This window comes from Pseudomonas sp. MPB26 (assembly GCF_046605355.1).
Taxonomy (GTDB): Bacteria; Pseudomonadota; Gammaproteobacteria; order Pseudomonadales; family Pseudomonadaceae; genus Aquipseudomonas; species Aquipseudomonas cedrina.
Window position 1 is genome coordinate 3,771,349 of the sequence record NZ_CP176793.1, and the last position, 22,297, is coordinate 3,793,645.

At 62.9% G+C, this 22,297-nt stretch carries 16 protein-coding genes; all 16 read left to right on the forward strand.

Annotation, left to right across the window (positions count from 1 at the left end):
• Nucleotides 1-10: 10 nt before the first annotated feature.
• The 16 genes from flhF to ACLH0H_RS17620 all read left to right on the forward strand — a co-directional run bounded on the left by flhF (nt 11) and on the right by ACLH0H_RS17620 (nt 22,285).
• Nucleotides 11-1,327, forward strand: coding sequence for a flagellar biosynthesis protein FlhF (gene flhF / locus ACLH0H_RS17545; RefSeq protein WP_307390686.1), 1,317 nt, complete (start codon nt 11-13; stop codon nt 1,325-1,327).
• 105 nt (nt 1,328-1,432) lie between these two features.
• Nucleotides 1,433-2,266 (forward strand): flagellar synthesis regulator FleN, encoded by an 834-nt coding sequence (gene fleN / locus ACLH0H_RS17550; RefSeq protein WP_003192912.1) that lies wholly within the window; start codon nt 1,433-1,435, stop codon nt 2,264-2,266.
• A complete protein-coding gene (fliA, locus tag ACLH0H_RS17555) occupies nt 2,263-3,003 on the forward strand; it encodes an RNA polymerase sigma factor FliA (protein ID WP_015885174.1) in 741 nt (246 codons plus the stop codon). The genes fleN and fliA overlap by 4 nt, the downstream gene beginning before the upstream one ends.
• Nucleotides 3,004-3,172: 169 nt before the next feature.
• Complete coding sequence (locus tag ACLH0H_RS17560) at nt 3,173-3,547, forward strand: chemotaxis response regulator CheY (protein ID WP_015885173.1); 375 nt, start codon at nt 3,173-3,175, stop codon at nt 3,545-3,547.
• 18 nt (nt 3,548-3,565) lie between these two features.
• Nucleotides 3,566-4,354, forward strand: a complete 789-nt coding sequence (locus ACLH0H_RS17565) for a protein phosphatase CheZ (protein ID WP_065873738.1) — start codon at nt 3,566-3,568, stop codon at nt 4,352-4,354.
• Between the two features lie 11 nt (nt 4,355-4,365).
• Nucleotides 4,366-6,600, forward strand: coding sequence for a chemotaxis protein CheA (locus tag ACLH0H_RS17570; protein WP_411378958.1), 2,235 nt, complete (start codon nt 4,366-4,368; stop codon nt 6,598-6,600).
• Nucleotides 6,601-6,648: 48 nt separating this feature from the next.
• On the forward strand, nt 6,649-7,785 hold the full coding sequence (locus ACLH0H_RS17575; RefSeq protein WP_411378959.1) for a protein-glutamate methylesterase/protein-glutamine glutaminase: 1,137 nt from the start codon (nt 6,649-6,651) through the stop codon (nt 7,783-7,785).
• Entirely contained in the window at nt 7,785-8,525 is a 741-nt protein-coding gene (locus tag ACLH0H_RS17580; RefSeq protein ID WP_411378960.1) for a flagellar motor protein, read from the forward strand. The genes ACLH0H_RS17575 and ACLH0H_RS17580 overlap by 1 nt, the downstream gene beginning before the upstream one ends.
• 15 nt (nt 8,526-8,540) lie before the next feature.
• Nucleotides 8,541-9,428 carry a flagellar motor protein MotD gene (motD, locus tag ACLH0H_RS17585; RefSeq protein ID WP_411378961.1) on the forward strand — a complete coding sequence of 296 codons (888 nt, stop codon included), beginning with the start codon at nt 8,541-8,543 and terminating at the stop codon, nt 9,426-9,428.
• Between the two features lie 50 nt (nt 9,429-9,478).
• The gene (locus ACLH0H_RS17590) at nt 9,479-10,267 is read left to right on the forward strand and encodes a ParA family protein (RefSeq protein WP_411378962.1); all 789 of its coding nucleotides are present in this window, start codon (nt 9,479-9,481) and stop codon (nt 10,265-10,267) included.
• Nucleotides 10,267-11,058, forward strand: a complete 792-nt coding sequence (locus tag ACLH0H_RS17595; RefSeq protein ID WP_411378963.1) for a CheW domain-containing protein — start codon at nt 10,267-10,269, stop codon at nt 11,056-11,058. Before ACLH0H_RS17590 ends, ACLH0H_RS17595 begins: the two co-directional genes overlap by 1 nt.
• A gap of 80 nt (nt 11,059-11,138) precedes the next feature.
• Entirely contained in the window at nt 11,139-11,621 is a 483-nt protein-coding gene (locus ACLH0H_RS17600; RefSeq protein WP_010564003.1) for a chemotaxis protein CheW, read from the forward strand.
• The gene (locus ACLH0H_RS17605) at nt 11,622-12,014 is read left to right on the forward strand and encodes a DUF2802 domain-containing protein (protein WP_411378964.1); all 393 of its coding nucleotides are present in this window, start codon (nt 11,622-11,624) and stop codon (nt 12,012-12,014) included.
• A 186-nt stretch (nt 12,015-12,200) separates the two neighbouring features.
• Entirely contained in the window at nt 12,201-13,946 is a 1,746-nt protein-coding gene (locus ACLH0H_RS17610; protein WP_411378965.1) for a ShlB/FhaC/HecB family hemolysin secretion/activation protein, read from the forward strand.
• A gap of 11 nt (nt 13,947-13,957) precedes the next feature.
• Nucleotides 13,958-14,479, forward strand: coding sequence for a toxin-activating lysine-acyltransferase (locus ACLH0H_RS17615; protein WP_169378048.1), 522 nt, complete (start codon nt 13,958-13,960; stop codon nt 14,477-14,479).
• A gap of 24 nt (nt 14,480-14,503) precedes the next feature.
• The gene (locus ACLH0H_RS17620) at nt 14,504-22,285 is read left to right on the forward strand and encodes a hemagglutinin repeat-containing protein (protein ID WP_411378966.1); all 7,782 of its coding nucleotides are present in this window, start codon (nt 14,504-14,506) and stop codon (nt 22,283-22,285) included.
• Nucleotides 22,286-22,297 lie beyond the last annotated feature (12 nt).

The following is a 22,297-nucleotide window of genomic DNA, read 5'->3' on the forward strand; positions in this document are numbered from 1 at the left end:
GTAGTGGGTTATGCAAGTTAAGCGTTTTTTCGCCGCCGATATGCGTCAGGCCATGAAACTGGTTCGTGATGAGCTGGGCGCCGACGCCGCGATTATCGGTAACCGTCGTATTGCCGGCGGTGTCGAGCTGACGGCTGCCCTGGATTACACCCCCCAGGCCCTGGCGCCGCGCGTGCCGAACATGGAGCTCGAAGACGAGCTGCGCAAGACGGCCTCGCGCATTGTCTCGGCCCAGGCCGAACTGAGCATGCGCGGTGACAGCGATGCCACCACCAATCGCCAGTTGTTCGCCGGCCTGCCGCTGACCGCGGCCGAGCCCTTGGTCGAGCCAACGTTCAAAGAGCCGTCGCGTCCGGCAGCGCCTGCACCGGCCGCTGCTGTCGACCCGCGCGCATTCGACTCGATGCGCTTTGAACTCAACGGCCTGCGCGAGCTGCTCGAAGTGCAGCTGGGCTCGCTGGCCTGGACCCAACTGCAAGGCAGCAAGCCGCAACAGGCCAACCTGTGGCGCCGCCTGCAACGCATCGGCCTGTCCGGCCCGTTGTCCCGCGACCTGCTGGCCTTGACCACCGAGATACAGGAGCCTCGCCAGGCCTGGCGCATGCTGCTGGCCCACTTGGCGCGGATGATCGCCACGCCGGAAATCGAACCGCTGGAAGAGGGCGGGGTAATTGCCATGGTCGGTCCCGCCGGCATGGGCAAGACCACCACCCTGGCCAAGCTGGCCGCCCGTTACGTACTCAAATACGGCGCGCAGAATATCGCCCTGGTCAGCATGGACAGCTACCGCATTGGTGCCCAGGAACAGCTCAAGACCCTGGGTCGCATCCTCAATGTGTCGGTGACCCATGTCGACCCGGGCCAGTCCCTGGCCAACGCCCTCGACCCGCTGCTGCGCAAGCGCGTGGTGCTGATCGATACCGCCGGCCTGCAAGCCAGCGACCCGGCACTGCGCATGCAGCTGGAAAGCCTGGCCGGGCGTGGCATCAAGTCGAAAAATTACCTGGTGCTTGCAACCACCAGCCAGAAACAGGTTCTTACCGCTGCGTACCACAGCTACAAGCGTTGCGGCCTGGCCGGTTGCATCCTCACCAAGCTCGATGAAACCGCGAGCCTGGGCGAAGTGCTGAGCCTGGCCATCAGTCATGAATTGCCGGTCGCCTACCTGACCGACGGCCCGCGGATCCCGGATGATCTGCATCTGCCGCGCCGTCATCAATTGGTCAGCCGTGCAGTCAGCGTGCAAATGCAAGAAGAGCCTAGCGAGGAAGCGATGGCCGATATGTTCGCCGACCTTTACCACAACCCGGCAAAACGGGTGGGATAGGTCAGGATGAACACCATGAACTGTATCTACATCGATGGTCTGCAAGCGATTCACGCGGCCAAGCCATGTAGCCTGCGTCTAAGCAAGACAAGGTAAAGAAATAAAATGGGCAGCATGCATCCCGTACAGGTGATCGCGGTGACCGGCGGCAAAGGTGGCGTCGGGAAAACTAACGTGTCAGTGAATTTGTCCCTGGCCCTGGCAGAGCTTGGCCGCCGCGTCATGCTGCTGGATGCTGACCTGGGGCTGGCGAATGTCGACGTTTTGCTGGGGCTGACGCCCAAGCACACCCTCGCCGATGTGATCGAGGGCCGCTGCGAGCTGCGCGATGTGCTGTTGCAGGGCCCCGGTGGCATCCGCATCGTGCCGGCCGCCTCCGGTACCCAGAGCATGGTGCACCTGAGCCCGGCGCAGCATGCCGGTCTGATCCAGGCGTTCAGCGATATCGGCGACAACCTCGACGTGCTGGTGATCGACACCGCCGCCGGGATCGGCGAGTCCGTGGTCAGCTTTGTGCGCGCCGCGCAGGAAGTGCTGCTGGTGGTCTGCGATGAACCCACCTCGATCACCGACGCCTATGCCCTGATCAAACTGCTTAACCGTGACTACGGCATGAACCGCTTCCGCGTCCTGGCCAACATGGCCCAGAGCCCGCAGGAAGGGCGCAACCTGTTCGCCAAGTTGACCAAGGTCACGGATCGCTTTCTCGATGTAGCCTTACAATACGTTGGCGCAGTTCCCTACGACGAGTGTGTGCGCAAGGCTGTGCAAAAGCAGCGTGCGGTCTACGAAGCGTTCCCTCGTTCCAAATGCGCCTTGGCGTTCAAGGCTATTGCCCAGAAGGTCGATACCTGGCCGTTGCCCGCCAACCCGCGGGGGCATCTGGAGTTTTTCGTCGAGCGATTGGTGCATCAGACGAGCGCAGGACCGGTGCTATGACAGCGAACGGCTACAACGCCTACAAGAAATCCGCCCGTGACAGCCAGGGCGAGTTGATCGAGCGCTACGCGCCCTTGGTCAAGCGCATTGCCTACCACCTGTTGGCACGCCTGCCCGCGAGCGTCCAGGTCGAAGACTTGATCCAGGCCGGCATGATCGGCCTGCTCGAAGTGTCGACCAAATATGACGCGAGCAAGGGGGCCAGTTTCGAGACGTATGCGGGGATCCGTATCCGTGGCGCGATGCTCGACGAGGTGCGCAAGGGTGATTGGGCGCCGCGTTCGGTGCACCGCAATACGCGCATGGTCAGTGACGCAATTCGCGCAATTGAAGCAAAAACCGGTCGCGACGCTAAAGATCACGAAGTTGCGGCCGAACTCCAATTGAGTCTCGACGATTATTACGGGATTTTGAACGATACCTTGGGCAGCCGCCTGTTCAGTTTCGACGACCTGTTGCAGGACGGCGAACACGAAGGGCTGCATGAGGACGGCGCGAGCGCTCATATGGAGCCATCGCGCGACCTGGAGGATGAACGCTTCCAGGGGGCGTTGGCGGACGCGATTGCCAATTTGCCGGAGCGTGAGCGGCTGGTGTTGGCGCTGTACTACGACGAAGAGCTGAACCTCAAGGAAATCGGTGAGGTCCTGGGGGTCAGCGAATCGCGGGTCAGCCAGTTGCATAGCCAGTGCGCAGCCCGCTTGCGGGGGCGTTTGGGAGAGTGGCGAGCGCGCTGACAGGCAGTGTGGGGGGCGCTGCAGACGATACCGCGAGGGCGCCAAGCCTTCGCGGGTTCGGCCCGTGGTGGCCCCGGCAGTCCTTTTTGTGTAATGCCTGTTGATTGAAATGGCGCGTCCAGGTGCTGGGCGCGTTTAAGACTGCTTGGAGGTCGAATTGGACAAGAACATGAAAATCCTCATCGTTGATGACTTCTCAACGATGCGGCGGATCATAAAAAACCTGTTGCGTGACCTTGGGTTCACTAACACGGTCGAGGCGGACGACGGCATCACTGCGATTCCGATCCTCAACAGCGGGAGCATCGACTTTCTGGTAACGGACTGGAACATGCCTGGCATGACCGGTATCGACTTGCTGCGCCACGTGCGCGCCGACGAAAAACTGCGCAGCCTTCCCGTGTTGATGGTGACCGCCGAAGCCAAGCGTGAGCAGATCATCGAAGCCGCCCAAGCCGGGGTAAACGGTTACGTGGTCAAGCCATTCACTGCATTGGCCTTGAAAGAGAAGATCGAAAAAATCTTCGAACGCATCCACGGCTAATGCCATCGCGGGGGAGCTATGGAGCATAAAGAAACGTCACAGGGCGACTTTGAGTCGACCCTGAAAAAGCATGCTCACCAGTTGGTCGAAAGCCTTGAAAAAGGCCAGTTCGGCGACGCGGTGCAGTTAATCCATGAGCTCAACCAGACCCGTGACCGCGGCCTGTACCAGGAAGTGGGCAAGCTCACGCGCGAGCTGCACAGTGCGATCGTCAATTTCCAGATTGACCCGCATATGCCCCAGGCCGAAGAAATCTCGCAGATCACCGATGCCACCGAACGCCTGTCCTATGTGGTCAGGCTGACCGAGGCGGCGGCCAACCGCACCATGGACCTGGTGGAAAACGCCACGCCCCTGGTCAATGGCATGGCCACCGAAGCCCAGGCGCTCAGCGTTGACTGGGGCCGCTTCATGCGCCGTGAAGTCGGGGCTGAAGAGTTCCGTGAATTGGCGCGTCGGGTCGAAGGGTTCTTGTCACGCAGCGAGCAGGAAAACCGCACGGTTTCCAGCAACCTCAACGACATTCTGCTCGCCCAGGATTACCAGGACCTCACCGGCCAGGTGATCAAGCGTGTGACCCAATTGGTCACCGAAGTGGAAAGCAACTTGCTCAAATTAGTGCTGATGGCAGGCCAGGTAGACCGCTTTGCAGGCATCGAACATGACCGCGAAGCGATCCTCTCGGAAAAAGATCCACAAAAACATCTCGCCAAGGGTGAAGGTCCGCAGATTCATGCCGATAAACGTGAAGACGTTGTATCGGGTCAAGATGATGTCGATGACCTGTTATCCAGTTTAGGCTTCTAAGGAGCACACCCATGAGCTTCGGCGCCGATGAAGAAATCCTTCAGGATTTCCTTGTAGAGGCCGGCGAAATTTTAGAGCAACTGTCCGAACAACTGGTCGAGCTGGAAAGCCGACCGGATGATGCGAACCTGCTCAATGCAATTTTTCGCGGTTTTCACACTGTAAAAGGGGGCGCCGGCTTCCTCCAGCTCCATGAGCTGGTGGAGTGCTGCCACATCGCCGAGAACGTGTTCGACATCCTGCGCAAGGGTGAGCGTCAGGTTGACTCGGAATTGATGGACGTGATTCTCGAAGCACTGGATGCGGTCAACGGCATGTTCAGCCAAGTGCGTGAACGTGCACCGGTTACCGCCGCCACCCCGGAACTGCTGGCCGCCCTGGCGCGCTATGCAGAGCCTGCCGAATTGTCCGCGGTGCCGGTGGCTGAGGCAGCGCCCGAGCCTGTGGCGCAAGCCGAGCCGGATGTGACCGACAGCGAGTTCGAGCAACTGCTTAACTCCCTCAGCGCGGTGAAGGCCGAGGCCGAAGCACCGGCCGCGGTTGCGCCGGCAGCGGCACCGACCAGCGAAGACATCTCCGACGCGGAGTTCGAATCCCTGCTCGACCAGTTGCATGGCAAAGGCCAGTTTGCGGCCGACGCCGTGGCGCCTGCCGCTGCCGCCAGCACCGCTGTGGATGCGCCGGCCGCCAAAGCCAGCACCGACATCACCGATGACGAATTCGAAGCCTTGCTCGACCAGCTGCATGGCAAGGGCACGTTCGCGGCCGACGCCTTGCCGAAGGTCGCCGCCACGTCTGCGCCTGCCGCCACGTCTGCGCCTGCCGCAGCGCCTGCCGCCGCCAGTGCCGCACCGGCCGGCGATGGCTTGATCTCGGACCACGAGTTCGAGTCGCTGCTGGATGAATTGCACGGCAAGGGCAAGTTCAGCGAAGTGGCCCCGGCTGCTACGGCTGCACCGGTTGCCGCCAAAGCGGCCGCCCCGGCGCCGGTGGCCAAGCCAGCGCCAACCCCCGGCGCCGCACCTGCTCCGGCGCGTGCCGCCGCGGCGCCGGTGGCCGACAAACCCGCCACTGAAGCCGAAACCACCGTGCGCGTTGATACCGCGCGCCTGGACGACATCATGAACATGGTCGGCGAGCTGGTACTGGTGCGTAACCGCCTGGTGCGACTGGGCCTGAGCAGCGGCGACGAAGCCATGCAAAAGGCCGTGTCGAACCTCGACGTGGTCACCGCCGACCTGCAGACCGCCGTGATGAAAACGCGGATGCAGCCGATCAAGAAAGTCTTCGGCCGCTTCCCGCGTCTGGTTCGCGACCTGGCGCGTCAGCTCAAGAAAGAGATCAACCTGGAACTGGTGGGTGAAGAAACCGACCTCGACAAAAACCTGGTCGAGGCCCTGGCCGACCCGCTGGTCCACTTGGTGCGCAACGCCGTCGACCACGGCGTGGAAACCCCGGAAGAACGCGAAGCCTCGGGCAAGTCCCGGGGCGGCAAGGTGATCCTGGCGGCGGAACAGGAAGGCGATCATATCCTGCTGTCGATCACCGATGACGGCAAGGGCATGGACCCGGCCGTGCTGCGCAATATCGCGGTCAAGCGTGGCGTGATGGACAAGGACGCCGCCGACCGCCTGACCGACACCGAGTGCTACAACCTGATCTTCGCGCCGGGCTTCTCGACCAAGACCGAGATTTCCGACGTGTCGGGCCGTGGCGTGGGCATGGACGTGGTGAAGACCAAGATCAGCCAGCTCAACGGCTCGATCAATATCTACTCGACCAAGGGCCAGGGCTCGAAGATCGTCATCAAGGTGCCGTTGACCCTGGCGATCATGCCGACCCTGATGGTGATGCTGGGCAACCAGGCCTTCGCTTTCCCGCTGGTCAACGTCAACGAGATCTTCCACCTCGACCTGTCGCGCACCAACGTGGTGGACGGCCAGGAAGTGGTGATCGTGCGTGACAAGGCATTGCCGCTGTTCTACCTCAAGCGCTGGTTGGTCGCCTCGGCTGCCCATGAAGAGCAGCGCGAAGGCCATGTGGTGATTCTCTCCGTGGGCACCCAGCGTATCGGCTTTGTCGTCGATCAACTGGTGGGCCAGGAAGAAGTGGTCATCAAGCCATTGGGCAAAATGCTGCAGGGAACCCCGGGCATGTCGGGTGCGACCATCACCGGTGACGGTCGGATCGCGCTGATTCTCGATGTTCCGAGCATGCTCAAGCGTTACGCCGCTCGGCGTATTTGATTCTGGTGGGTCAGGGCGGTATTGCCCGTCCCGCCTAACGGAGTGCTTATGGTAGTCAAGGTCCTGGTGGTGGACGATTCGGGTTTCTTCCGCCGCCGCGTCTCGGAAATTCTTTCCGCCGATCCAACGATCCAGGTGGTCGGTACGGCCACCAATGGCAAAGAGGCAATTGATCAAGCCATTGCATTGAAGCCCGACGTGATCACCATGGACTACGAGATGCCGATGATGGATGGCATCACGGCAGTTCGGCACATCATGCAACGCTGCCCGACCCCGGTGTTGATGTTCTCCTCGCTGACCCACGAAGGCGCCCGGGTGACCCTGGATGCGCTGGACGCCGGCGCGGTGGACTTCCTGCCGAAGAATTTCGAAGACATCTCGCGCAACCCCGACAAGGTCAAGCAGATGCTGTGCGAGAAAGTGCACAGCATTTCGCGCAGTAACCGCCGTAGCCTGTTCAGCGCGCCGGCGCCCGCCGCAACCCCAGTGCCACCGCCGGCTCCAGCGGCCTCGACGAGCGCGTATGCGCGTCCTGCCCCGGCGCCGGTTGCACGGCCGGCGGCGACCGCGCCTGTGCGTACCGCCGCGCCTGCTGCGCATTCGCCCGCGCCCAAGCGCAAAGCCTACAAGCTGGTCGCCATCGGCACATCCACCGGCGGCCCGGTGGCCCTGCAACGCGTCTTGACCCAGCTGCCGGCCAACTTCCCGGCGCCGATCGTGTTGATCCAGCATATGCCCGCCGCGTTCACCAAGGCCTTCGCCGAGCGCCTGGACAAGCTGTGCCGCATCAGCGTCAAGGAAGCCGAGGATGGCGACATCCTGCGTCCCGGCCTGGCGCTGCTGGCACCGGGCGGCAAGCAGATGATGGTGGATGGTCGCGGCGCGATCAAAATCCTGCCGGGCGATGAACGCTTGAATTACAAGCCATGCGTGGACATTACCTTCGGTTCGGCGGCCAAGTCCTACGGCGACAAAGTTCTGGCGGTGGTGCTCACCGGCATGGGCGCCGACGGCCGTGAAGGCGCGCGCCTGCTCAAGCAGGGCGGCAGCGCCATCTGGGCCCAGGACGAAGCCAGCTGCGTGATCTATGGCATGCCCATGGCCATCGTCAAGGCTGACCTGGCCGACGCCGTCTACAGCCTGGACGACATCGGCAAGCATCTGGTGGAGGCCTGCCTCTGATGGATGTATTGAGCCTGATCGGCATCATCATGGCGTTTGTCGCGATCATCGGCGGCAACTACCTCGAAGGCGGCCACCTCGGCGCCCTGGCCAACGGCCCGGCGGCGCTGATCGTGATCGGCGGCACCGTCGGCGCGGCGTTGCTGCAGTCGCCGATGAGTTCGTTCAAGCGGGCGATGCAGATCTTTATCTGGATCATCTTTCCGCCGCGTGTCGATTTGGCCGGCGGCATCGACCGCGTCGTCAACTGGAGCCTCACCGCCCGCAAGGAAGGCCTGCTGGGCCTGGAAGGCGTAGCCGATGCCGAACCGGACAGCTACGCGCGCAAAGGCCTGCAATTATTGGTGGACGGTGCCGAGCCGGAAGCGATCCGCAGCATCCTGGAGGTGGACTTCTACACCCAGGAAAGCCGCGACATCAACGCCGCCAAAGTCTATGAAAGCATGGGCGGCTACGCGCCGACCATCGGCATCATCGGTGCGGTCATGGGCCTGATCCACGTGATGGGCAACCTGGCCGACCCTTCGCAATTGGGCAGCGGGATTGCCGTGGCGTTCGTCGCCACCATCTACGGCGTGGCCAGTGCCAACCTGGTGTTGTTGCCGGTGGCCAGCAAGCTCAAGTCGATTGCCATGCGCCAGTCCCGTTATCGCGAAATGTTGCTCGAAGGCATCCTGTCGATTGCCGAAGGCGAGAACCCGCGTTCCATCGAATTGAAGCTTCAGGGCTTCATGGATTGATGGGAGGTATGACTTGTGAGCCGTCGCCGTCGCGAGCCTGAAGAACACGTCAACCATGAACGCTGGCTGGTGTCTTATGCGGACTTCATCACCTTGCTGTTTGCGTTTTTCGTGGTGATGTACTCCATCTCGTCGGTGAACGAAGGCAAGTACAAAGTCATTTCCGAGGCGCTGATCGGGGTGTTTTCCGATTCTGACCGCGCGCTCAAACCGATCCCGATTGGCGACGAGCGGCCCAAGACCGTGACCCCGGCCAAGCCGCTGGTCGACGACAGCGACGAAACCGCCGCCGGCGTCGGGGGCACCAGCGATCCGCTCAAAAGCATTGCCGACGACATCAGTGCTGCGTTTGGCGATTTGATCAGCTCCAACCAGATGACCGTGCGCGGCAACGAGTTGTGGGTGGAGATCGAGCTCAATTCCAGCCTGCTGTTCGCCAGTGCCGATGCGATGCCCAGTGACCAGGCGTTCACCATCATCGACAAGGTCGCGGCGATCCTGCGGCCGTTCGAGAACCCGATCCACGTTGAAGGTTTTACCGACAATGTGCCGATCAGCACCGCGCAGTACCCGACCAACTGGGAACTGTCGTCGGCGCGCGCCGCGAGCATCGTGCGCATGTTGGCGATGCAGGGTATCAACCCGGGTCGCCTGGCGTCGGTGGGGTATGGCGAGTTCCAACCAGTGGCCAATAACGCCACGGTAGAAGGGCGTTCACGCAACCGCCGGGTCGTGCTGGTGGTGTCGCGCAACCTGGAAGTGCGCCGCAGCCTGACCGGCACCGGCACCGCCAACGCAACACCGGATGCGGCCTTGAAGCGGGCTGGCACACAAACTGCACCGGCCCTTGTAAAGCCGCCGGTTCGTCAGAGTGCCGTCAATTCTCCGTCGCCGGCTCAATAACTTATGCAATGTCTCGGTCGCGCGCGTGCCTGCCGGGAGGAACCAACCGAATGAGAGTCTGGGCAGTTGCCAATCAAAAAGGTGGAGTCGGCAAGACCACCACCTCCATCGCCTTAGCCGGTTTGCTGGCCGAGGCGGGCAAGCGTGTGGTCGTGGTGGACCTGGATCCTCACGGCTCCATGACCAGCTATTTCGGCTACGACCCGGACACGCTGGAACACAGCAACTTCGACCTGTTTCTGCACAAAGGCAGCGTGCCGGCCGATCTGCCTGGGCAACTGCTGTTGCCCACCAGCCACGAGCGCATTTTCCTGTTGCCGTCCAGCACCGCCCTGGCCACTCTCGAGCGCCAGTCGCCGGGGCAGAGCGGCCTGGGCCTGGTGATCGCCAAGACCCTGGCGCAACTGTGGCAGGACTTCGACTACGCGATCATCGACAGCCCGCCATTGCTTGGCGTGTTGATGGTCAACGCCTTGGCGGCGAGCCAACAGTTGGTGATCCCGGTGCAGACCGAGCACCTGGCGGTCAAAGGCCTGGAGCGCATGGTCAGCACCTTGGCAATGATCAACCGTTCACGCAAACAGCCATTGCCCTACAGCATCGTGCCAACCTTGTTCGACCGCCGCACCCAGGCTTCCCTCGGAACGTTGCGGGTACTGCGCGACGCCTACCCGGACAGCATCTGGAATGGCTATATCCCGGTGGACACCCGCCTGCGTGACGCCAGCCGCGCCGGGCTTACGCCGTCGCAGTTCGACGGCAAGAGCCGTGGCGTGCAGGCTTACCGCGTGTTGCTCAAGCATCTGCTGTCGCAGCAGCTTGTGGCGCAGGTGGCGTGATGAACCGGCCTACCGAACTCAAGACCCGGCCGCAACTGGCACTGGAATCCTACCTGGATGCCTTGTTGCAGGAAGCGACCGCGGAAGAACTGCCGGAACCGATGCTGGTGCTGGAGCCTGCCGTCGAGCCTGCCAGCACGCTGGATGAATTCCAGCTGGCGGTGCTCGAAGAGCAGGCGCGCGATGCGCAGGTGGTGGTGCCGATCACACCGGCCGTGGTCGTGCCTGCCGTGGTGGCCCCCGTAATGGTCGAGCCGGTGGTGCAAGTGCACCTGCCGCCGAGCATCACGCCGCCGCCGGTGACGGGCGACGGTCGCCCGAGCTGGGCGGCCGAGCCGTTCGAATGCCTGCTGTTCGACGTCGCCGGGTTGACCCTGGCGGTGCCGCTGGTGTGCCTGGGCTCGATCTATTCCCTGGAAGGCCAGGAACTGACACCGCTGTTCGGGCAACCGGAGTGGTTCCTCGGCATCCTGCCCAGCCAGGCCGGCAACCTGAAGGTGCTCGATACCGCGCGCTGGGTGATGCCCGACCGCTACCGCGACGACTTTCGCCAAGGCTTGCAATACGTGATCTCGGTGCAGGGCTACGAGTGGGGGCTGGCGGTGCATCAAGTCAGCCGCTCGTTGCGCCTGGACCCCAATGAAATCAAGTGGCGCAGCCACCGGGGCCAACGGCCTTGGCTGGCGGGCACCGTGATCGAACACATGTGCGCGTTGCTCGACGTCGCCGAACTGGCCGAGTTGATCGCCAGCGGGGCGGTCAAGACGATGCCGGTGACCAAACGCAGTTGATTGAACAATAAGGGCCGCATGCGAGTGCGGTCAAAGAAGCACACACGCCGTGTCGAACGGTATTTGAAGGGGTCAGAGAAATGAACAAGTCAGCGTCCGCACAAGGTTTGGATGATCCGATCCTGCAATGGGTTACCTTCAAACTGGACAACGAGTCCTATGGCATTAACGTGATGCGCGTGCAGGAAGTGCTGCGCTACACCGAGATCGCGCCGGTACCGGGTGCGCCCAGCTATGTGCTGGGTATCATCAACCTGCGCGGCAACGTGGTGACGGTCATCGACACCCGCCAGCGTTTCGGCCTGGTACCGACCGAAGTCAACGACAACACCCGTATCGTCATCATCGAAGCCGACAAGCAAGTAGTCGGGATCATGGTCGACAGTGTGGCGGAAGTGGTCTACCTGCGCCAATCGGAAGTGGAAACCGCGCCGAACGTGGGTAACGAAGAATCCGCCAAGTTCATCCAGGGCGTGTGCAACAAGAACGGCGAACTGCTGATTCTGGTCGAGCTGGACAAGATGATGAGCGAAGAAGAATGGTCGGAACTGGAGAGCATCTGATTGTTCCTTGAGGCCGTGGTAATTGTCCTGGCCCTTTTGTGGGCCGGGACCTTGGCATTCCTGCTGCGCCATGTGCGCCAGCAGCGCGAATTGTTATTGCAGCAGGCCGAGCGCGACGCCGTGCGAGACCGGCGCATCCTCGAGTTGCTCAAGCGTGTTGATCATTACCAGCAAAGCGCGGTGAAGGTCGGTGACGAGGTGCATGAACTGCGCGCCATTCTTGCGCCTTTGCCGGACAAGCTGGCGCAGATCGAGCAGCGTGATCCGTCGAGCTTGTCGTTTGCCCAGGCTGCCAAGCTGGTGGGGATGGGGGCTACGGTGGATGAGCTGACGCAGTCGTGTGGGTTGACCCAGGCTGAGGCGCAGTTGATGAGTAAGTTGCATAAAAGTTGATCAGCCGCCGGTTCGCTGAACAACGTGTCAAACCCTTGAGCCAGAGCCTTCCCGCTCGACCCTGAGGGTGCTGAACGCTGCTGCTTTTGCGGATCATGTCACAATGCTATGTTTTTCATGGCACTTATTCGTCTTTGTGGTGACCAAGCCTGCGCATGTAGGAAGTTTCACTTACAAGGATGCGAAATGTCTTTCGACGCGTTACCAAAAACAAAGCCGTCTGTTTTGCTGCATTCCTGCGTAGCCACCGGTATCACGTTCGGTCTGCTCGCCAGCGTTGCTGCGCTGGCGGCCGAGCCTGTAGCGCCCGCTCAACAACTACTCCTGCAGCAACAGCGTGAGCGTGCGCAGCGCGAACAGTTGGAGCCTTCGCCGGATGTACGTCTGCAAGCGCCGCAAGACGCTGACGGCAGCCTGCGGTTGTCGCGCACTGAATCGCCCTGCTTCAAGATAGACCGCGTGATCCTCACCGGCGACCAGGCCGAAGATTTCCAGTGGGCCCTGCGCGCCGCCAACCCGTCGAATGATCCGGTGCAAGGGCGTTGCATCGGTGCCGGCGGCATAAATCTGACGATGAAGCGTATCCAGAACGCAATTATCGCCAAGGGCTTCATCACCACCCGCGTACTGGCCCAAGCCCAGGACCTGAACCAGGGCACCCTGTCGCTGGTACTGGTACCCGGCCGCATCAAGCAAATCCGCTTCGCCGAAGGCACCTCCTCACGCGCCAATTACTGGAACGCGATGCCCGCGTCCGCCGGCGACGTGCTTAACCTGCGCGATATCGAGCAGGCACTGGAGAACTTCAAGCGTGTGCCCACCGCCGAAGCCGATGTGCAGATCAAACCGGCCGAGGGCGAGGATGCGAAGCCTGGGGAGAGCGACGTGGTGATCGCTTGGAAGCAGGCCATTCCGGTACGGGTCAGCCTGTCGGTGGACGACTCCGGCAGCAAGCAAACCGGTAAATACCAAGGCAACGTCGCCTTGTCGCTGGACAACCTGGCGACGCTCAACGACCTGTTCTATATCAGTTTCAACCATGACTTGGGCGGCGGCGAAAGCGGCGACCGCGGCTCCAAGGGACATACCGTGCATTACTCGGTGCCCTATGACTATTGGCAGTTGAGCCTCACCTCCAGCGAATACGACTACCACCAGACGATTGCCGGGGCCAACCAGACTTACTCCTACCAGGGCCGTAGCCGCACCAATGAGATCCAGGTCTCGCGGGTGATCTATCGCGATGCCGTGCGTAAGACCAGTGTGTCCTTCGGCGGTTGGAGCCGCACCTCCAGCAATTTTATCGAAGACACGGAAATCGAGTTGCAGCGTCGGCGCATGGCCGGCTGGCAGGCCGGGATCAACCACCGTGAATTCATCGGTGTCAGTACCCTCGATTTGGGCGTGGGCTATCGCCGCGGCACCGGGGCCCGCGATGCGTTGCGCGCACCGGAAGAAGACACCGGCGAGGGCACCTCTCGCTCCCAGATCATTTCTGCCAACGCGCAATTGCAAGTGCCATTTACCCTGGCCAGCCAACGTCTGCGCTATGTCGCCGGCTGGCGCGGGCAATGGAACCGCACGGCGCTGATCCCGCAGGACCGGTTTTCGATCGGCGGACGTTACACCGTGCGTGGTTTCGACGGCGAGCAGATCCTCTCGGCCGAACGGGGTTGGACGTTCAGCAACGACCTGGGCCTGAGCCTGGCCAACACTGGCCAGGAACTCTATCTGGGCGTGGACTATGGCGAAGTCGGCGGGCATTCCACCCAGTACCTTTCGGGCCGGCGCCTGGCGGGGGCGGTGGTGGGTCTACGCGGCGGCTACAAACAGTTTTCCTATGACATTTATACCGGCAAGCCCCTGGAGAAACCCAAGGGCTTCCAGACCGCCGACGTAACCAGTGGCTTCAGCGCCAACTGGTCCTTTTGAAGGAGCGCAGCATGCATCGTGGCAGCCTTGAGGTACTCGCCCCCGAACGGGCCGACACCTCCCTCGACGAAGCGCAGGTGCTGGGTTCGGCGGTGTGGCTGTGGATGCACTCGAGCGCCCATCGCGATGCGCCGTTGCACAGCCTGCCGACCTTGCTGCTGCCGGCCATCAAGGCGCGCCAGTTCATTCTGATGAGCGAAGGCGGGCGGCCGGTGTTTTTCCTGTCGTGGCTCAACCTCAGTGCCGAGGCCGAGGCACGTTATTTGAGCGAGCCGGCGGTGTGCCTGCCGCCGGAAGACTGGAACAGCGGCGACCGTATGTGGGTCAACGACTGGGTTGCGCCGTTCGGTCATACCCCACGGGTGATGAGCCTGTTGCGTCGGCGCGTGTGGGCCACGCGTATCTGTCGTTCGTTGTACCACCGGGGCGAAGAGCGCGGTTTGCGCGTGATGAATTTCCAGGGGATCGCCGTCCTGGACCTGGAGGCGAAAGCCTGGTTTGCCACCCACCCGTTACCCAGCGACGCGCTCTGATCTGCCACTGCGCAAAGGATTTGCATGAATAAGCATCTGTATCGAATTGTATTCAACAAGGCGCGCGGCCTGATGATGGTCGTGGCCGAAAACGTCAAGAGCGCGTGCAAGGCACCCGGCACCATGGGCGCTGTGTCGGGCGCCGGCAGCGTGGTGGCGACCTTTACGCCGCTGCGTTTTGCGCTGATGGTCGGCATGGGCTGGGTCGCCCTGGTGGCGCCCGCCCAGGCCCAGGTGGTGGCCGACGGCTCGGCGCCCGCCGGCCAGCGCCCGACCATCGGTGCCGCCGGCAACGGCGCCCCGGTGGTGAACATCACGGCGCCGAGCGGGGCAGGGGTGTCGCGCAACACCTACTCGCAGTTCGATGTGGACAAGCGCGGGGTGATCCTCAACAACGGCGCGACCAACAGCCAGACCCAGCTGGGTGGCTGGATCGAAGGCAACCGTGCGTTGGTCAACGGCAGTGCGCGGGTGATTCTCAACGAAGTCAATTCAAGCAACCCCAGCCAATTGCGCGGGTTTGTCGAAGTGGGCGGCTCCAAGGCCCAGGTGGTGATTGCCAACCCGTCGGGCATCGCCTGCGACGGTTGCGGCTTCATCAACGCTGACCGGGCGACCCTGACCACCGGCCGCGCACAGTTCGAGAACGGCCTGATTAGCGGTTACCAAGTCTCGGGCGGCAAGGTCAGCATCAACGGTGCTGGCATGGACAGCACCCGTGCCGACTACACCGAGATCATAGCGCGCACCGTCGAGGTCAACGCGGGGATCTGGTCCAGGGACCTGAGCATCAAGGCCGGGGCAACGGACAACACACAGACGGACGTCCCGGCGGTCGCCATCGATGTGGCGCAACTGGGCGGCATGTATGCCGGCAAGATTACCCTGGTGGGCAACGGTGCCGGTGTCGGCGTGCGCAATGCCGGGCAGATCGGCGCCAGTGCCGGTGAAGTGGTGATCGGCAGTGACGGGCGTATCGAGAACCGTGGCCAGATCAGCAGCGCCACGCAACTGACGGCCACGGCCGACAAAGGCATCGACAACAGCGGCACGCTGTTTGCCCAGACCGACCTGCACCTGCAAACCGCTGGGGACATCGACAACAGCGGCATCGTGTCGGCCAAGGGCAATACCCGCGTGACGGCCACGGGCGCGCAGTCAGCGATTCGCAGCCACGCCGGTTCCGCACTGGCCGCCGGTGTCGACAGCGACGGCAAGCTCGGTGACACCGGCTCGCTGACCCTTACTTCGGCCGGAACCTTGAGCGCCAAGGGCCAGAACCTGGCGGCCGAGAAGCTCACGGCCACGGCGGCGCAGGTTGATCTGAGTGACAGCATCACCTCTGCCGGCAACGTGGCGTTGACCAGCACCGCCGGCAACCTTGACCTGAGGCGTGCGCGCATCACTGCCGCGCAGGCCCTCAGCGCAGACGCGAGTCAGACCTTGCTCAGCGATGCGGCGCAGGTCGGCGCGGCGCAGATCACCGTCAACGCGTTGGACTTTTCCAACGTCGCCGGCAAATGGGTGCAGACCGGCAAGACCGGCATGCGTGTCACCGTGACGCGCAACCTGGATAACAGCAGTGGCACCCTCGCCAGCGGCGGGCGCCTGGACGTCACGGCCAATGCCCTGGTCAACAGCGCCGGCCTGGTGCAATCCGGTGGCCTGGAGGACCTGCACGTCACCGCCCATGAGCGGCTGGATAACCAGAGCGGCAAGCTGCTGACCGCCGCGCAGATGTACCTCAATGGCGGCACCCTCGAAAACCGCGGCGGGCAAATCACCGCCGGCGGCACGATGGACGTCAATGCCGGCCAGTTGAACAACAGCGCCGGCACGGTCGCGGCGGCCCGGACCTTGACGGTCAACGCGGACAGCATCCTCAACAACGGCGGCACCCTCGGTTCGGTCGCGGGCGACCTGCTGCTGACCAGCCGCACCCAGCCGTTGGACAACACGGGCGGCCGCCTGGAGTCCACCAAGGCCCTGACCCTCAACGTCCAGGGCCTGAGCAATACGGGCGGCGTGATTACCGGCGCGCAATTGCTGATCGACACCCACGGTCAGCAGTTGAATAACAACCGGGGCACGCTCAACGCCAGCGACACGCTGACGGTCGACAGCGGTGTGCTGCTCAATGACGGCGGCATCGTGCAGGCCAAGTCGAGCCTGTTGCTGGACACCCACGGCCAGTTGCTGAGCAACCGCAACTCGGGCAGCAACGGCGGCATTCTTGGCCAGGACACGGTCACGGTACGCGCCGGGCAATTGCTCAACGACCAGGGCTTTATCGGCAGCGCCAAGGCCCTGGATGTCGGTGCACAATCGGTGAGTAACCAGGCCGGCCTGCTGCGGGCCGACGGCCATCTGCTGCTCACCGCCGGGAGTGTCGACAATAGCTCGACTCAGGGCGCCAACCAGGGCATCAAGGGCCAGTCCATCACCCTCGATGCCGATAACATCACCAACCGCGTCGGCTCCATCGTTTCCGATGCGGTCATGAGCGTCACCGGTCGCGGCACCCTGGATAACACCCAGGGCGTCGTCTCCGCCGGCAGTCTGCTGACCGTGGCCGACCGCGATCTGGCGCAGAAAGCCCTGGCCGTGAGCAACGAAGGCGGCACGCTGATCGCCGGGCAAGCGCTGGGCGTGGACAGTGCCAACTACAGTGGTAGCGGCCGGGCCTTGAGCCTGGGCGACCTGACGTTCCGGCTGGCCGGCGACTTCGTCAACAGCGGCCTGTTCCAGGCCAACGGCGGCCTGACCGTCGAGACCGGCGGGCGCCTGACCAACCAGGGCACCTTCCAGGCCGCTAACTTGTTGCGCGTGAACAGCAACACCCTCGACAACACCGGCAGCGGCCTTATCAGCGCGCGCCAGGTGGAAGTCAATGCGGGCGGGCAGCTCGACAACCGTGGCTTGATCGACGGTGAAATCACCCGGGTCAACGCCGCGACCGTGAACAACCTGGGCACCGGACGTATCTACGGCGATCACCTGTCCATCGCCGCCACCACGCTGAACAACACCCTTGAAGGCGGGGCCGCTGCGACGGTTGCCGCGCGCAACCGCCTGGACATCGCCAGTCAGTACGTGAACAACCGCGAGCATGGCTTGATCTTCAGTGCCGGCGATCTGGTGATCGGCAGCGCGCTGGACGCCAACGGTAACGCCGTCGGCCAGGCGCAGGAACTCAACAACGCGAGCGCCACCGTTGAGGCCCTGGGGAATCTGGGGGCCAACGCCAGGGTGATTCGCAACACCAACGAGCACTTTGCAACCGAGACGGCGGTGGTATCGCGCGGGGTATTGCAGGAGTTCCAGCTATCAGGCTCGACCAATCGCTACGGGCCTGGCGACGTGTCCACCTACAACGACGAAGTGCAGCACCTGGTTACGCCGGAGGGCGTGAGAGACCGCTGGAACCGCTACGACTACACCCGTGAAGTCACCGAAACCCGGATCACCCAGTCTGACCCTGCGCAGATGCTGGCCGGTGGCAACCTCACCCTGATCGCCGATCAGGTCATCAACGACAAGAGCCGGATCATCGCGGGGCAGGCCCTGAACGGCAGCATCGGCAGCGTGACCAATACCGAGGTGGATGGCCAGCGCATCACCACCGACAACGGAACCCTGACCAACTTTTATCGCATCCAGCGCAAAGGCCGCGACCGTCAGGGCCGCAGCGTCACTACCTACACCCCGGCACCGCTGATCCAACAAATCAAGCTGACCCCGACCGTGTTCACCGATTACGCGGCGATCAACGGCAGCGGGACACAGGTCGGTGCGTTGGTGTTGGCCAACGTCACCGATCAGACCGCCGGTACCGGCGACCTGTCAGGGGCTGGTCGAACCTACGCGGTTACGCCGATCAGCCAAGTGCAGGCGCTGACCCAGCAGAATGCCACCAGCGGTATGGAGCAGATCCGCACCGGCGGTTTTAACCCGGACCTGCCCGACAGCAGCCTGTTCCACACCCACCCGACGAGCACCGTCGGTTACCTGGTGGAGACCGACCCGCGTTTCGCCAATTACCGCCAGTGGCTGTCTTCGGACTACATGCTGCAACGCCTGAACCTGGACCCGGCGGCGACCCAGCAGCGCCTGGGCGACGGCTTCTACGAACAGAAGCTGATCCGCGAGCAAGTGGCGCAACTCACCGGGCGCCGGTTCGTCGACGGCTACGCCAGTGACGAAGAGCAGTACCGCGGCATGATCGACAGTGCGGTGACCCTGGCCGATCAGTGGAAGCTGATTCCGGGCGTGGCACTGACCGCCGCGCAAATGGCCCAACTGACCAGTGACATCGTGTGGCTGGTGTCCAAGGACGTCACCCTGGCCAGCGGCGAAGTCCGCCAGGTGCTGGTGCCGCAGGTGTATGTGCGGGTTCGCGAAGGCGATGTGGACGGTTCCGGTGCACTGATGGCCGGGCGCACGTTGAACCTCGATGTGCGCGGCGACCTGGTCAACTCCGGCAGTTTGTCCGGGCGCGATGGCGTAAACATCAGCGTGCAGAACCTCGACAACCTCGGTGGCCGTATCCAGGGCAACGACGTCAGTCTGAATGCCAGCCGGGACGTGAATAACATCGGTGGTGTTATCCGCGCCAACAGCAGCCTGGCCGTCAATGCCGGCAACGACCTGAATGTGCGTTCGATCAGCACCGACAGCCAGAGCGACCAGGGCACGCGCACCGCGTTGTCGCGGGTGGCCGGGCTGTACGTGTCGGCCCCGGCGGCGAACCTGATTGCCACGGCCGGCAACAACATCAACCTGCAAGGCGCCGAGGTCAGCAACACCGGCGTCGGTGGCAAGACCTCGCTGGTGGCGGGCAACGACATCAACCTGACCACGGTGAGCGAGTCCTACACCCAGGCCAACCAGTGGGATGGCAGCAACTGGCGCAAGGAAGCCGGGCGCAATGAAGTCGGCAGCGCGGTGAAAGCCACTGACGATATTCGCCTGGGGGCCGGGCGCGACGTGCAGGCGCGCGGTGCGGTGGTCAACAGCGAGGCGGGAGCCGTGGTGGTCAGCGCGGTACGCGACATCAATGTCGAGGCCAGCGAGCGTTTTGACAGCGCCGATGAGGCGCACAAGGTCACCGGCAGCAACGGCATGCTCTCCAAGAAGACCACCACCACCCGTGACACGGTCAGCCAGACCCGTGCTCAGGCCGCCACCCTGAGTGGCGAGCAGGCGGTGCTGCAGGCCGGCAACAACATCACCCTCACCGGCAGCAACGTGGTGTCGACCTCGGGCACGGTGCTGGCGGCGGGCAATGACATCAAGGTCCTCGCTGCCACCGAGCAGTTGGATGAATCCCACAGCAAGGATGTGAATAAGAGCGGGATGTTCAGCGGCGGTGCGATTGCCGTCACCATTGGCTCGCAGCAGCAGACCAACAAGGACCGCAGTCAGCAGACCACGGCAGCCGCCAGCAGCCTCGGCGCCACCGACGGCAACGTGCTGGTCAGCGCGGGCGGCGAATACCGCCAGGTGGGCAGCAACGTCGTGGCGCCCAAGGGTGATGTGTCGATCCAGGCCTCCGAGGTCAACATCCTCGAGGCGCGCAACCTCAGCTCGCAGCAACAGGAACAACGCTTCAAGCAGACCGGCGTGAGCCTGACCCTGACCAGCCCGGTGGTGGATGCGGTGCAGACCGCGCAGCGCATGAAGCAAGCCTCCGAGCGCACCGACGACAAGCGCATGAAAACCCTGGCCGCGCTGAGCACCGCGTGGTCCGCCAGCGATGCCTACACCCAGGTCGCGGCCGATCCGGCGGCCATGGGCGGAATCAACCTGAGCATTTCCCTGGGCACCAATCAGAGCCAGAGCAAGAGCGAACAGAACGGCAACACCGCCGCCGGCTCGACCGTCTCCGCCGGCAACGACGTGTCGATCATTGCCAGTGGCGGCACGCGCAATAAAGACCTGACGGTGCAGGGCAGCCAGATCACCGCCGGCAACGATGTGTTGTTGAAGGCCGACCGCAATATCCTGTTGGTGGGCGCCGAAAACACTATGGAGCAGCACAGCACCAACAAGAGCATCAACGGCAGCATCGGCATCGGTATTTCGTTCGGCGGCGAGAAAAACGGCCTGAGCTTCAACGCCTCGGCGTCCCAGAGCCGTGGCAATGCCGACGGCAACGACCTGGTCTGGAGCAACACCCACGTGACAGCGGGGGATCAGGTCAGCCTGATTTCCGGCAAGGACACGACCCTGCGCGGCGCGGTGGTCTCGGGCAACACGGTCAAGGCCGATGTCGGCGGCGACCTGAATGTCGAGAGCCTGCAGGACACCAGCACCTTTGCCTCCGAGCAGAAGAGCATGAGCGCCGGGATCAGCATCTGCATCCCGCCGGTGTGTGCCGGTGCCGCCACGGCCAGCTTCAGTTCCACGAACACAAAGCAGAAGTCCAACTTCGCCAGTGTCATCGAACAATCGGGCATCCGCGCCGGCGACGGCGGTTTCGACCTGAATGTGCGCGGCAATACCGACCTCAAGGGCGGCGTGATCGCCAGTTCCGACAAGGCCATCGCCGACGGCAAGAACAGTCTGACCACCGGCACCCTGACCGTGTCGGACATCCGCAACGTGTCCGAAGCCAGTGCCAAGACCTCCGGTGTCGACCTCAGCTCGGACATGCTCGACGGCAAGCTCGGCACCGCCAAGGCGCTGCTTGCCAATAGCCTGAACAATGCCTCGGAGTCCGATTCCGAGGCCACCGACACCCGCAGCGCCATCAGCGCCGGCACCCTGGTCATCACCAACGCCGAACGCCAGCGCGTGGTCGCTGGCATGAGCGTCGACGAGACCATTGCCGACCTCAACCGCAACACCGAGGCCGCCCACGCCGCCGTGGATCGTCTGGATGTGGCGGAAATGGGGCGCAAGGTCGAGGCCGAGCAGGAGATCAAGCGTGAGCTGTATCGCCAGGTCTCGTTGCTGGCGGACGAGGCGTATCGCAAGATTTTCCTTGAGAAGGCCAGGGTCTATGAGGTCATGAAGGATGAGAACGGCAATGCGATGCGCGATGAAAACAAGAAGATTCGTTATCGCGAATTGAGCGACGAGGAGAAACAACACCTCAAGCCCGGCCCGGACGGCAAGGTGCACATCGCCAACAACGGCATCTTCAACGACGCCGACGGTGCGGCCAAATATGCCGAGCAGCACAGCTCGGCTGGTACCGGGCCGCAGTACCTGATCCACTTCGAGAAGGCCAACAACTTCACCTCGGAGCTGATGATTGCGGCGTACCAGAAAAATCTCGAGAACGATTTCTGGGGCTTGTCCAACGCGACCGTGCAGACCAAGGAATACATGGTCCAGTTCGGTCAGGGCGGGCTGCACATCGACGGTCACAGCCGGGGCACCATGACCACGGGCAACGCCATGGAATCGCTGGCACGTGATCCCGCCAACGTGGGCATGCTAAGCGATACGGCGATGGACTTCTTCGGTGCCGCGTATGGGGTGCAAAAAGCCGATACGTTGCTGGAGATATTGCAGGATCGCTCCAGCGTGACCTCCGCAGAGCAACGCGAGAATATGGGGCTGCAGTACCAGAATCACAATTTCGACCCGGTGGCCCGCGCGCCCCTCGTCGGTTTCAACCCCGGGACCGGCGGCAACATTCCTGAGGGCAGTAACCGCGTGTGGGAGTGGCTGAAGGTTTTCGGTGCGGAAAATACCGCGCATAACTGCTACGCCAATGGCGGCGAAGCGTGCGCCAAGTACTGGACCAATTCGCCCGAGGGCCGGCCGCAGTTCATCAGGGTCAAACCGCAGTCATGATGAATACCCCTG

Excerpts from the sequence above, each read along its gene's own strand:
- ACLH0H_RS17610 (WP_411378965.1), top strand. The coding sequence starts at position 12,201 with ATGTCTTTCGACGCGTTACCAAAAACAAAGCCGTCTGTTTTGCTGCAT.
- flhF (WP_307390686.1), top strand. The coding sequence starts at position 11 with ATGCAAGTTAAGCGTTTTTTCGCCGCCGATATGCGTCAGGCCATGAAA.
- ACLH0H_RS17565 (WP_065873738.1), top strand. The coding sequence starts at position 3,566 with ATGGAGCATAAAGAAACGTCACAGGGCGACTTTGAGTCGACCCTGAAA.
- ACLH0H_RS17595 (WP_411378963.1), top strand. The coding sequence starts at position 10,267 with ATGAACCGGCCTACCGAACTCAAGACCCGGCCGCAACTGGCACTGGAA.
- ACLH0H_RS17575 (WP_411378959.1), top strand. The coding sequence starts at position 6,649 with ATGGTAGTCAAGGTCCTGGTGGTGGACGATTCGGGTTTCTTCCGCCGC.
- ACLH0H_RS17590 (WP_411378962.1), top strand. The coding sequence starts at position 9,479 with ATGAGAGTCTGGGCAGTTGCCAATCAAAAAGGTGGAGTCGGCAAGACC.
- ACLH0H_RS17615 (WP_169378048.1), top strand. The coding sequence starts at position 13,958 with ATGCATCGTGGCAGCCTTGAGGTACTCGCCCCCGAACGGGCCGACACC.
- ACLH0H_RS17570 (WP_411378958.1), top strand. The coding sequence starts at position 4,366 with ATGAGCTTCGGCGCCGATGAAGAAATCCTTCAGGATTTCCTTGTAGAG.
- ACLH0H_RS17580 (WP_411378960.1), top strand. The coding sequence starts at position 7,785 with ATGGATGTATTGAGCCTGATCGGCATCATCATGGCGTTTGTCGCGATC.
- ACLH0H_RS17600 (WP_010564003.1), top strand. The coding sequence starts at position 11,139 with ATGAACAAGTCAGCGTCCGCACAAGGTTTGGATGATCCGATCCTGCAA.
- fleN (WP_003192912.1), top strand. The coding sequence starts at position 1,433 with ATGGGCAGCATGCATCCCGTACAGGTGATCGCGGTGACCGGCGGCAAA.
- ACLH0H_RS17620 (WP_411378966.1), top strand. The coding sequence starts at position 14,504 with ATGAATAAGCATCTGTATCGAATTGTATTCAACAAGGCGCGCGGCCTG.
- fliA (WP_015885174.1), top strand. The coding sequence starts at position 2,263 with ATGACAGCGAACGGCTACAACGCCTACAAGAAATCCGCCCGTGACAGC.
- ACLH0H_RS17560 (WP_015885173.1), top strand. The coding sequence starts at position 3,173 with ATGAAAATCCTCATCGTTGATGACTTCTCAACGATGCGGCGGATCATA.